This window comes from Pseudomonas sp. NPDC088885 (genome assembly GCF_044750025.1).
Taxonomy (GTDB): domain Bacteria; phylum Pseudomonadota; class Gammaproteobacteria; order Pseudomonadales; family Pseudomonadaceae; genus Aquipseudomonas; species Aquipseudomonas rustica.
The window spans coordinates 1-11,482 of the sequence record NZ_JBIVJB010000119.1; the positions used below are offsets into that span (position 1 = coordinate 1).

Annotated in this window: 11 protein-coding genes and 1 pseudogene; 4 read left to right on the top strand and 8 right to left on the bottom strand. The window is 57.5% G+C overall.

Features of this window, described 5'->3' with window-relative positions; translation table 11 throughout:
• The first annotated feature begins 4 nt into the window (after positions 1 to 4).
• Positions 5 to 798, top strand: a pseudogene (speD, locus tag ACIP1X_RS25700) (adenosylmethionine decarboxylase).
• Positions 799 to 917: 119 nt separating this feature from the next.
• Here speD and coq7 read toward each other — a convergent pair.
• From coq7 to hemJ, 6 genes are all read right to left on the bottom strand, one after another.
• A complete protein-coding gene (coq7, locus tag ACIP1X_RS25705; RefSeq protein ID WP_053124355.1) occupies positions 918 to 1,565 on the bottom strand; it encodes a 2-polyprenyl-3-methyl-6-methoxy-1,4-benzoquinone monooxygenase in 648 nt (215 codons plus the stop codon).
• A 235-nt stretch (positions 1,566 to 1,800) separates the two neighbouring features.
• Positions 1,801 to 2,139, bottom strand: coding sequence for a histidine triad nucleotide-binding protein (locus tag ACIP1X_RS25710; protein ID WP_053124353.1), 339 nt, complete (start codon positions 2,137 to 2,139; stop codon positions 1,801 to 1,803).
• A gap of 57 nt (positions 2,140 to 2,196) precedes the next feature.
• Positions 2,197 to 2,985, bottom strand: a complete 789-nt coding sequence (locus ACIP1X_RS25715) for an SDR family oxidoreductase (RefSeq protein ID WP_053124351.1) — start codon at positions 2,983 to 2,985, stop codon at positions 2,197 to 2,199.
• A gap of 61 nt (positions 2,986 to 3,046) precedes the next feature.
• On the bottom strand, positions 3,047 to 3,997 hold the full coding sequence (locus ACIP1X_RS25720; RefSeq protein ID WP_400652135.1) for a DUF805 domain-containing protein: 951 nt from the start codon (positions 3,995 to 3,997) through the stop codon (positions 3,047 to 3,049).
• A 73-nt stretch (positions 3,998 to 4,070) separates the two neighbouring features.
• Complete coding sequence (locus tag ACIP1X_RS25725) at positions 4,071 to 5,042, bottom strand: NAD(P)H-dependent flavin oxidoreductase (protein ID WP_400755673.1); 972 nt, start codon at positions 5,040 to 5,042, stop codon at positions 4,071 to 4,073.
• 33 nt (positions 5,043 to 5,075) lie between these two features.
• On the bottom strand, positions 5,076 to 5,501 hold the full coding sequence (gene hemJ / locus ACIP1X_RS25730; RefSeq protein WP_400755674.1) for a protoporphyrinogen oxidase HemJ: 426 nt from the start codon (positions 5,499 to 5,501) through the stop codon (positions 5,076 to 5,078).
• A 133-nt stretch (positions 5,502 to 5,634) separates the two neighbouring features.
• Between hemJ and argC the strand changes: the two genes are divergently transcribed.
• Positions 5,635 to 6,669 carry an N-acetyl-gamma-glutamyl-phosphate reductase gene (argC, locus tag ACIP1X_RS25735; protein WP_400755675.1) on the top strand — a complete coding sequence of 345 codons (1,035 nt, stop codon included), beginning with the start codon at positions 5,635 to 5,637 and terminating at the stop codon, positions 6,667 to 6,669.
• Positions 6,670 to 6,837: 168 nt separating this feature from the next.
• Entirely contained in the window at positions 6,838 to 7,185 is a 348-nt protein-coding gene (erpA, locus tag ACIP1X_RS25740) for an iron-sulfur cluster insertion protein ErpA (RefSeq protein ID WP_400755676.1), read from the top strand.
• 73 nt (positions 7,186 to 7,258) lie between these two features.
• Here erpA and ACIP1X_RS25745 read toward each other — a convergent pair whose 3' ends face one another.
• Both ACIP1X_RS25745 and ACIP1X_RS25750 read right to left on the bottom strand, forming a co-directional pair.
• Entirely contained in the window at positions 7,259 to 8,350 is a 1,092-nt protein-coding gene (locus tag ACIP1X_RS25745; protein ID WP_400755677.1) for an anhydro-N-acetylmuramic acid kinase, read from the bottom strand.
• A 3-nt stretch (positions 8,351 to 8,353) separates the two neighbouring features.
• Positions 8,354 to 9,778, bottom strand: coding sequence for a peptidoglycan DD-metalloendopeptidase family protein (locus tag ACIP1X_RS25750; RefSeq protein ID WP_400755678.1), 1,425 nt, complete (start codon positions 9,776 to 9,778; stop codon positions 8,354 to 8,356).
• A gap of 212 nt (positions 9,779 to 9,990) precedes the next feature.
• Here ACIP1X_RS25750 and tyrS point away from each other — a divergent pair, with 212 nt between their 5' ends.
• Positions 9,991 to 11,190: a tyrosine--tRNA ligase gene (tyrS, locus tag ACIP1X_RS25755; RefSeq protein WP_400755679.1), complete on the top strand. Its 1,200-nt coding sequence runs from the start codon at positions 9,991 to 9,993 to the stop codon at positions 11,188 to 11,190.
• The last annotated feature ends 292 nt before the right edge of the window (positions 11,191 to 11,482 follow it).

The window sequence follows — 11,482 nt, forward strand, 5'->3', positions numbered from 1 at the left end:
AACGGTGAAAAGCAAACTCAAGCTCACGGGTTCAATAAGCTGACAAAGACCTCGAGCTTCAACATCTATGACATCTGCTACGCGGAAACCCCGCAAGACCAGCAGGCGTACGTCGAGTACATCAATAAAGAGTACAACGCGAAACGTCTGACGCAGATCCTCACGGAAGTTGTCGATATCATTGGTGCCAACATCCTGAACATCGCGAGTCAGGACTATGAACCCCAGGGCGCCAGCGTCACGATTCTGATCTCTGAAGAGCCGGTCACCCCGACCGATAGCCAGATCGAAGAATCGCCGGGCCCGTTGCCCGAAATTATCCTGGCCCACCTCGACAAGAGCCACATCACGGTGCACACCTATCCGGAAATTCATCCGGACGACGGTATTGCCACGTTCCGTGTGGACATCGACGTGTCGACGTGTGGTGTCATCTCACCGCTGAAAGCGCTCAATTTCCTCATTCACCAGTTCGATTCGGACATCGTGACTGTGGATTATCGTGTGCGCGGCTTCACCCGTGACGTTGAAGGCAACAAGCACTTCATCGACCACGAGATCAACTCGATCCAGAACTACCTCTCCGAAGACACTCGCGACGCGTACCAGATGACCGACGTGAACGTGTACCAGGAAAACCTGTTCCACACCAAAATGCTGCTGAAGAACTTCGAACTGGATAACTATCTGTTCGGCGACGCGACCAGCAGCCTGTCCTCCGAGCAGCGTGCTCAGGTGACCGACCGGGTGAAACACGAAATGCTGGAAATCTTCTACGCGCGCAACATGCCGACCTAAGATTCCCGCACACAAAAAAAGGCGACCTCTCGGTCGCCTTTTTCATGTCTGCCATAACCCCCTTTTAGGAGCAAAGCTTGCTCGCGAAGGGTCCCTACGCAACAACACACAAACAGACCTCAAATCCGATAAGTACTCTTGGTCATCACCTTAGCCAAAATACTCATCCCGAACTTCACCGGCGCCGGAAAACGAAACCCTCCAGCCTCCAGCGCACTCTCCGCATGATGCTCTTCATCAATACGCATCTGCTCCAGAATCGCCCGGGACTTCTCGTCCTCCGCCGGCAATTGCTCCAGATGTTCATTCAAGTGTTTACACACCTGGTGCTCGGTAGCCGCTACAAAGCCCAGACTCACTTTGTCGCTGATCAACCCGGCCACTGCACCAATCCCGAACGACATCCCATAAAACAGCGGATTGAGCACACTGGTATGGCTGCCCAACTGGTGAATGCGCTGTTCGCACCAGACCAGATGATCAATCTCTTCTTCAGCCGCGTGCTCCATGGCTGCGCGCACTTGCGGCAACTTGGCGGTCAGAGCCTGGCCCTGATACAACGCCTGGGCGCAGACTTCACCGGTGTGGTTGATGCGCATCAGACCGGCGACGTGGCGGGTGTCTTCGTCGCTCATCTGCGTGTCCGGCTGCAAGATCGCTGGCGACGGACGGTACGGCTGGCCACTGGAGGGCAGCAGGGTACGCATCGCGGCATCGGCTTGCAGCAGAAGACGGTCAATCGGCGAGTAGTGACGTTGGGTAGTCATGCTGACCTCCGGGAAGAATCTCGGCGGCCAGTTTAACCGAATCGGCCGGGGAAGGTTTGCGCTGGGTCATCAGCCACGCTTGATGCGCTTTATGTGCTGGATGTACTGGGGGGCTTTATGTAGGAGCTGCCGAAGGCTGCGATCTTTTGATCTTGTTTTGCTACCTCGAAGATCAAAAGATCGCAGCCTTCGGCAGCTCCTACAGGTGACAAACCGCAGGCCTGGTCGGTGAATCTTAGCCCGGCGGCCAGTTCATCTGGCGCTGACCAAGTACATGCATATGAATGTGGTAAACCGTCTGGCCACCTTTTTCATTGCAGTTCATCACCACGCGGAAGCCGTCCTCGCAACCCAGTTCCAGTGCCAGACGCTGCGCAGTGAACAGGATGTGCCCGGCCAAAGCCTTGTCATCTTCGGTCAGGTCATTGAGGGTGCGCACCGGTTTCTTCGGGATCACCAGAAAATGCACCGGTGCCTGAGGGGCGATGTCGTGGAAGGCCAGAACCTGGTCGTCCTCGTAAATGATCTTGGCCGGGATTTCCCGGTTGATGATCTTGGTGAACAGAGTATCCACTGCTGTTTTCTCCGTTGTTTGGGCTGAATCGAGTGTACCGCGTTGAATCATGCTGCTTCAGCGCGGGCAGTAAGCTTTGTTAACCATGCCGACAATCGTGCGGTTAAGCCAGCGCGAACCCAGTCGCGGCAGGAACGCGAACCAGCGGTTGCGGCGCCCCGGAATGATGATCGCGCGGTTCTTGTCGAGGGCGCGCACGGTGTACAGCGCGACTTCCTCGGGACTCATCAGCACGTTGCTGGCGTTGAGCTTTTCCGTGTTCAGCTGTGCGGTACGGAAAAATGCCGTGCGGGTCGGGCCGGGGCAGAGCACCGAGACTTTGACTGCGCACTTCTTCAGCTCGACCCGCAACGCTTCGGAAAAGTGCAGCACATAAGCCTTGCTGGCGAAGTAAGTGCTCATCCACGGGCCGGGATTGAACGCTGCAACCGAGGCAACGTTGAGAATCTGCCCGCCCCCTTGCAGCGCCATGCTGTTACCGATCGCATGGCAGAGGCGGGTGAGGGCGAGGATGTTCACCTCGATCAGATCCTGCTCGGTCATCCAGTCCTGCGCGAGGAACGGGCCGCAAGTGCCGATACCCGCACAGTTCACCAGCAAATCAATCTGCCGATCGCCTTCTTCCAGTTCCAGCAGAAAACCGGACAAGCGCAACGGCTCACCGAGATCGCAGGCACGGAACAACACTTCGACGCCGAAGCGCTGGGTCAATTCGATCGCAATGCTTTCCAGCTGATCACGCTGTCGAGCCACCAGAATCAGGCTGCGGCCGCGCCGGGCCAGAGCTTCGGCCATGGCCAGGCCGATGCCGCTGGAGGCGCCGGTGATCAGAGCGTAACGGGTCATGCAATTCTCCATCGCAACAGCTCCGCGCCGGCGACGCGGGTGTCACGGCGGGGAGCGCTGTTCATTCTTTCGCAGAGTCTACAGGGGCCTGCGCCGGTTCGGCTGCCTCGTCGGCGGAATTCGCTGCAGGTTCGACCTCGACGTCGATTTCATCGGTGGTCACTGAACCGCTTTGGTAGCTGCTTTCCAGATTGCTTTCATATTCGTCCTGGACGGCCGAGAACCCGCCGAATATTCCACCGACAAAGATCAGCGCGAAGAACACGATCCACAACGAGCACAGCACTTTGACCGCTGTGCTGTTCGGTGGCGGCGGCGGGCCGTAGCGGTTGGCGCCGGTATTGCCCGGCACGACCATGATCACCAGCGGGAAGAAACTGCCCACCACCGGCACCAGGTTGAGTAACCAGAGCCAGCCCGACCAGCCGATATCGTGCAGGCGCTGAACGCTGAACAGAATGCTGACGATGAAAAAGCCGAGGAACAAAAAGAAGGCGAGAATCCCGCCGATGATCAAGCCAGTGGTCGATTCGCCGCTGACCAGCCCCAAGGCGATCAGTGCGAACACACCCACGATCGGCAGCGTCACCAAGCCGAGCACCATTGTCCAGGCAAGAAAACGCAGACGACCGATCCGGCCTTCGACCCCAAACGGCTTGAGCGTTGCGAAGGCCGGCAGACTTTCGCCGACGCTGGCACGCGGCGGTGCATAAGGGGAATCGGGCTCGGCCACGGCGGGGGCATGCTCGTGGACGTCATTGAGGTTCAGCTCGATAGCGGTTTCATTTTCAATGCGCGCATCAATCCCGGTTTTGTTCAGCGCTTGCAGGTATGTCTGCGCATCGCCGTGGGAAAGATCGCGTTTGAGGGCGACGACGCTGCCATTGAAGAGACGCTCAATCGCGGCCACATCGCTTTTGAATAGATTCGCCAGATTGAGTTTGGCGGTCGTGATATCGACACCGGGCTGTAGAGCACCGTCGAAAACGATCTTGTAACGGGGGTCGCTCATGGCCGAGGCATCCTTGTCGCGAATGATTGAGGGTCAGCAGTGTAAGGCCAGTCAACGGGCGACTGGCCTGTTTTTATTGGCGAGGCCAGCGTTTTGGTAACTGTGCCGCGCGCTCCTGCGCATGACGATACTCGGCGTCGAGTCGTGCGATCAACTGATCGACACTCGGCAGGTCATCGATCTGCCCGACACCTTGACCGGCAGACCATACGGTCTTCCAGGCCTTGGCTTCGTCATTGATCGGCTTGAGCTTGTCGCCAAAATTCACTTCGCCCTTGCCTTGCAGCGCGGCCATATCGAAACCGGCGGCTTGCAGGCTCTGGCGCATGAAGCTGGCCGGAACCCCTGACACCGCTGGAGTATGAATGATGTCCGCTGCCTTGGCTGTCAGGAGCATCTCCTTGTAAGCGTCAGGCGCATGACTTTCAGTGGTGCCGATAAATCGCGTACCGAAGTAGGCCAAATCCGCGCCGAGCAGCTGTGCGGCGAGAATCTCATGGCCGTGGTTCAAGCATCCTGCAAGCAATAGCGTCTTGTCGAAGAACTCACGGATCTCGGCGATCAGCGCAAACGGACTCCAGGTACCGGCATGGCCCCCGGCGCCGGCGGCGACCGCGATCAAACCATCGACCCCGGCCTCGGCCGCTTTCTCGGCATGCCGGCGCGTGGTGACGTCATGGAAGACCAGGCCACCATAACTGTGTACCGCGTCGACCAACTCCTTCACCGCGCCGAGGCTGGTGATGACGATCGGCACTTTGTGTTCGACGCAGATGTTCAGATCCGCCTGCAAGCGCGGATTGCTGTTGTGTACGATCAGGTTCACTGCGTAGGGCGCGGGGTTCTCCAGTGTCGCAAGGCCCGCTTCGATCTGTTCCAGCCACGCTTTGAAGCCGCTGCTTTCGCGTTGGTTCAACGCGGGGAAACTGCCGACTACGCCATTACGGCAGCAGGCGAGCACCAACTCAGGGTTGGAAATCAGAAACATCGGCGCCGCCACTACGGGCAGACGCAGACGTTGTTCGAGCAAAGCGGGCAGCGACATGATGAATACCCCAAAGATCTGTTCTTGTTGAAGTTAGAACGGCTTGACCACGACCAGAATTACAATAGCCAGCAATATCAGAACCGGCACTTCATTGAACCAGCGATAAAAGACATGGCTGCGGGTGTTTTCGCCACGGGCAAAACGTTTTACCTGCGCGCCGCACATGTGGTGGTAGCCGATCAGCAAAACGACCAGAGTCAGTTTGGCGTGAATCCAGCCGCCCATGCTGAAGATGCTCGGGTTGAGGTAGATCAGCCAGCCGCCGAAGATCAGCGTGGCAATCATCGCCGGGCCCATGATGCCGCGGTACAACTTGCGCTCCATGACGCTGAAGCGTTCTTTGCTGATCGTGTCTTCGCTTTGCGCGTGATACACGAACAGTCGCGGCAAGTAGAACAGTCCGGCAAACCAGCAAACGACGCTGACAATGTGAAAAGCTTTTATCCAATAGAGCATTTTTAGTTATTCCAGGTTCACGGTACCCGGGATAGTAGAGTCTTGAGCGTCCGCACGTCACCTTGACGGTTGTCGCAGGGCCGCGCGGCCCCTATTATCGACGGCTTTCCAGTGGGTTCTTTGAGGGCAGGTTATGGTCAAGGTCGGTATCGTCGGCGGCACGGGTTACACCGGTGTCGAATTGCTGCGTCTGTTGGCACAGCATCCGCAGGCAGAAGTGGTTGTGATCACTTCCCGATCCGAGGCCGGTCTGGCCGTGGCTGATATGTACCCGAACCTGCGCGGCCACTACGACGGCCTGGCCTTCAGCGTGCCGGACATCAAAACCCTCGGCGCTTGCGACGTGGTGTTCTTCGCCACGCCGCACGGTGTGGCTCACGCACTGGCGGGCGAACTGCTGACAGCGGGCACCAAGGTCATCGACCTGTCGGCGGACTTCCGTCTGCAAGACGCGGATGAATGGGCCAAGTGGTACGGCCAGCCGCACGGCGCGCCTGAACTGCTGGATGAAGCGGTTTACGGTCTGCCGGAAGTTAATCGCGAACAGATCAAGAAAGCTCGTCTGATCGCGGTGCCGGGTTGCTATCCGACTGCGACGCAGCTGGGTTTCCTGCCTTTGCTTGAAGCGGGTCTGGCCGATACTTCGCGTCTGATCGCCGACTGCAAATCCGGTGTCAGCGGCGCCGGTCGCGGTGCGGCTGTAGGCTCGTTGTACTCCGAGACGTCGGAAAGCATGAAGGCGTACGCGGTAAAAGGTCACCGTCACTTGCCGGAAATTCGCCAGGGTCTGCGTCGCGCAGCGGGCAAGGACGTGGGGCTGACCTTCGTTCCGCACCTGACGCCGATGATTCGTGGTATTCACTCCACGCTCTACGCGACCGTGGTTGATCGTTCGGTGGATCTGCAGGCGCTGTTCGAAAAGCGTTATGCCAACGAACCGTTCGTCGATGTGATGCCAGCCGGTAGTCATCCGGAAACCCGCAGCGTACGTGGCGCCAACGTTTGCCGCATTGCGGTTCACCGTCCGCAGGATGGCGACCTCGTCGTGGTGTTGTCGGTGATCGACAATCTGGTCAAAGGTGCGTCGGGTCAGGCAGTGCAGAACATGAACATCCTGTTCGGTCTGGACGAGCGCTTCGGTCTGTCTCATGCCGGTATGCTGCCGTAACACTTTAAGCCGCACAGCAAAAAGGCCCGTCAAACGGGCCTTTTTGCATTCTGAGCAGTTGATCGGGTTTATTGATATACCGTAACAATAGTTGACCGATTTTCTAGGAGAAGCGGATAATGCGCGTCATCACGCATTATGGCGGCGTAACGCCGGGAGATAGTCAGCATGAGCGTCGAATCCTTCACCCCCACGGCTTTGCAATTCACCCACGGTGCCGCGCACAAGGTGAAGAGCCTGGTCGATGAGGGGAATGATCGCTTGAAGCTGCGCGTATTCGTTACGGGCGGCGGTTGTTCAGGGTTTCAATACGGTTTCACCTTCGATGAAGACGTGGCCGAGGACGACACCATCGTCGAGCGCGAAGGTGTGAGTCTGGTGGTTGATCCGATGAGCTTCCAGTACCTGGCCGGTGCTGAAGTGGATTACCAGGAAGGTCTGGAAGGTTCGCGCTTCGTGATCAAGAACCCGAACGCCACCACGACCTGTGGTTGCGGCTCTTCGTTCTCGATCTGACGCCTCTTCGTTTCAGATAACAAAACGCCGCAGAGCCTTTCGGTTCTGCGGCGTTTTGCTGTCTGCGGTTTGATCAGGCCGGGTAGATGGCGCCCAAGACGCGAAGACCGCGCGCGCCGGTGACGCTTGGGCGGTTGGCGGCGATGCCTTCGAGGCAGCAATGAGCGAGCCAGGCGAAGGCCATGGCTTCGACCCAGTCCGGATCGACGCCGTGAGTGGCAGTGCTGGCTACGGTTGCGTTAGGCAGCAGGGCGGCCAAGCGCTTCATCAATGTGGCGTTATGCGCGCCACCGCCACAGACCAACAACTCTTGGGTGTCGGACTGAGCGCTTTGCAGCGACTCGATGATGGTCAGCGCAGTCAGTTCAAGCAGCGTGGCCTGCACGTTTTCCGCAGCGAAGGCCGGCAACCGTGACAAGTGTTGCTCCAGCCAAGGCAGGTTGAACACTTCGCGACCGGTGCTTTTCGGGCCTTTGGTGACGAAGAATGGATCGCTGAGCAGTGCCTGCAACAGGGTTGGCTCAACAGCGCCTGATCTCGCCCAGTCGCCATTGCGATCGTAGTTTTCACCGCGTTGCTGCTGAATCCAGGCGTCCATCAGGACATTTCCAGGGCCACAGTCGAAACCGGCTACAGGCTTGGTCGGCTCTATCAGACTCAGATTGCTGAAACCGCCGACATTCAAGACGGCCTGGTTACCGGTACGCTCTTCGAACAAAGCTTCATGGAAGGCCGGAACCAGCGGCGCACCCTGGCCGCCGGCAGCGACATCGCGGCTGCGGAAGTCGCTGACCACGGTAATGCCGGTCAACTCGGTGAGCAGGGCAGGGTTGCCGATCTGCACCGTGAAACCACGCGCCGGTTCATGGCGAATGGTCTGGCCGTGGCTGCCGATCGCACGAATGGCTTCGGGTTTGAGTTGCTGCTGGTCGAGGAGAGTATGAATACCCTGCGCGGCGAGCTTCACCCAGTGTTGCTGGGCAATCGCCGAACGGGCGATTTCGTCGGGGCCGCTGGCGCACAAGCCAAGCAGCTCGGCGCGCAGGGATTCAGGCATGGGAATGTAGTGCGTGGCGATCAGTTGGATCGCCGAGGTCTGCTCAATCAGAGCAATGTCCAGACCGTCGAGGCTGGTTCCGGACATCACACCGATATAAAGGGCCATGGCTTAACGCTTGCTCGAAGCCAGCATGGTGGCTTTCTCTTGATCCATGCGCGCCATCAGCGGTTGGCTCTGCGCGAGGAAGCGAGCACGCTCGGCTTTGGCGATCGGGTCAGCCATTGGCAGCTTCTGGCCCAGCGGATCGACGTGGACGCCGTTGACCTGGAACTCATAGTGCAAGTGCGGGCCGGTGGACAGGCCGGTGGTGCCGATATAACCGATGACCTGGCCCTGCTTGACGGTACCGCCGGTTTTCACGCCCTTCGCGAAGCCTTGCATGTGGCCGTAAAGGGTACGGTAAGTGTTGCCGTGCTGGATGATTACGGTGTTGCCGTAACCGCCGCGGCGGCCGGCCAGCAGTACTTTACCGTCGCCGGCAGCCTTGATAGGCGTGCCGCGTGGTGCTGCGTAGTCGACGCCTTTGTGGGCGCGGATCTTGTTGAGGATCGGGTGTTTGCGGCCCATGGAGAACTTCGAGCTGATGCGGGCGAAGTCCACCGGCGTACGGATGAACGCCTTGCGCATGCTGTTGCCGTCAGCGGTGTAGTAGCTGCTGTTGCCTTGTTTGTTGGTGTAACGCACGGCGGTGTAAGTCTTGCCGCGGTTGGTAAAGCGTGCAGAGAGGATTGGGCCAGTGCCGACGGCTTTGCCGTTGACCACTTTTTGCTCGTAGATCACGTCGAATTCGTCGCCCTGACGGATGTCCTGAGCGAAGTCGACGTCGTAACCAAACACGCTGGCCATGTCCATGGTCATGCTGTGCGAGAGGCCAGCGCGGGCGGCGGACTGGGACAGCGAGCTGTTGATCACGCCGTGTACGTAAGCGGTGCGTACGGTTGGTTTAGCGGTAACCCGATTGAAGGCATAACCCTTGTCATTCTTGGTCAGGGTAATGGTTTCGACGTCGCTGACCTTGCTGTGCAGGCTGGTCAGTTGGCCTTCCGGGTTCAATTCGAATTCGAGCTTCTGGCCGTGCTTAAGTTGGCTGAACTGTTTGGCTTGTTTGTCGCTGGCCAACACTTCGTGAACGGAAGCGGCGGGCAGACCGACCTTTTCAAACAAAGTGGACAGCGTATCGCCCTTGGCGACGACCACTTCGCGATGGCTGGCAGCTTTGGCTTTCTCTGCAGTCGGGGCAGGTGCTGGCTCGGTTTCAGCGGTTTGCGGTGCGTTTTCGTCAGTGTTTTCGATTTGTGCAAATGGCGAGCTGACAGGCTCATTTGTGGCTTGAGCGGCGTCAGCAGCGTCTTGATCTTGTGTCAGTTGTTCAGCAGGACTTTCCAGTTCAAGACTCAGGGTCGTCTTTTTGGCTTCAACATCACTGGAAGGGAATACCAGGAGCGCCAGACTGAGAAGGGCAGCGATTCCACTTGCAGCGAGCAGGTGGGTCTTCGGGTAAAGCGGAGGCGCTTTAGACGGTTCTGTGGTCATAAGTAGTTTTGACTTTGAAATATGATGAATTGGAAAAGATGAATGACATGATGAAGATGAAATAACTGTATAAAATATAACCAAATCATCTCTTAAGCAAGTCTACAGACAGCGCGTTTGTGGATTGGTGTCCGTGCGCCGGGCAAAACTTGTAATTGGTGCACGATCTTGTATGGTTGGTTCCCTTTGAATCTGAGCCTTGCGGGTCTGTTATGAAGTCGGTTGAAGAGCAGCTAGCGCTGATTAAACGTGGTGCGGAAGAACTATTGGTCGAGTCCGAGCTGATCGAGAAGCTCAAGCGCGGCCAACCGCTGCGTATCAAGGCTGGTTTCGATCCGACCGCTCCGGATCTGCACTTGGGTCACACGGTGCTTATTAATAAGCTGCGCCAGTTCCAGGAACTGGGGCATCAGGTGATCTTCCTTATAGGTGACTTCACCGGGATGATCGGTGATCCGAGCGGCAAGAGCGCCACGCGCCCACCGTTGACCCGTGAGCAAGTCCTGGAAAACGCCGAGACTTATAAGACTCAGGTGTTCAAGATTCTCGATCCGGCGAAAACCGAAGTTGCCTTCAACTCCACCTGGATGGACCAGATGGGGCCGGCGGACTTCATTCGTCTGACTTCGCAGTACACCGTTGCTCGCATGCTTGAGCGCGATGACTTCGACAAGCGCTACACCACCAATCAACCGATCGCTATTCACGAGTTCCTCTATCCGCTGGTTCAGGGTTACGACTCGGTGGCCTTGCGTGCGGACGTTGAGTTGGGCGGCACCGATCAGAAGTTCAACTTGCTGATGGGGCGCGAGCTTCAGCGTGGTTACGGTCAGGAAGCTCAATGCATTCTGACCATGCCGCTGCTTGAAGGTCTGGATGGTGTGAAGAAGATGTCCAAGTCGTTGGGCAACTACGTCGGCATCCAGGAAGCGCCGGGCGTCATGTACAGCAAACTGGTTTCGATCCCGGATGCATTGATGTGGCGTTACTTCGAGCTGCTTAGCTTCCGCTCGATGGACGAGATCAATGCGCTGCGTGCTGATGTAGAAGCAGGCGCCAATCCGCGTGACGTCAAAATCAAGCTGGCTGAAGAAATCGTTGCGCGCTTCCACGGTGAAGAGGCTGCGGCCAATGCTCATCGCGCGGCGGGCAATCGCATGAAGGATGGCGAGCTGCCGGATGACCTGCCAGAGATCGAGCTGACTTCTGCTGAAGACATGCCGATCGCCGCTGTCCTTAATAAGGCAGGCCTGGTGAAGAACTCGGCTGCGGCGCGCGACCTGTTGGCGTCCGGTGGTGTGCGTGTTGACGGTGAAGTGGTTGATCGCTCCTTTATATATGTACTGGGCGCGACTCACGTTTGCCAGGCCGGCAAGAAGGCATTTGCACGGATTACGCTGATATCCGAGTAAAGCTGCAAATAGGGGTTGACGGCGAATTCTAGATGTCTATAATTCGCCCCACTTCCGGCGCAGTCGAAACGGAAAACTCCTTGAGATTCAATGAGTTATGTTGGTTTCGGCAGCAAGTGCTTCAGTTCATCGAAGCCGAAAGGAAGTTGAAAAAGAGGTGTTGACAGCAGCGTGTAACGCTGTAGAATTCGCCTCCCGCTGACGAGAGATCTGAAGCGCAAGTGGTTGAAGTTGTTGAAGAATTCTTCGAAAGCTTCTGAAAATAATCACTTGACAGCAAATGAGGCTGCTG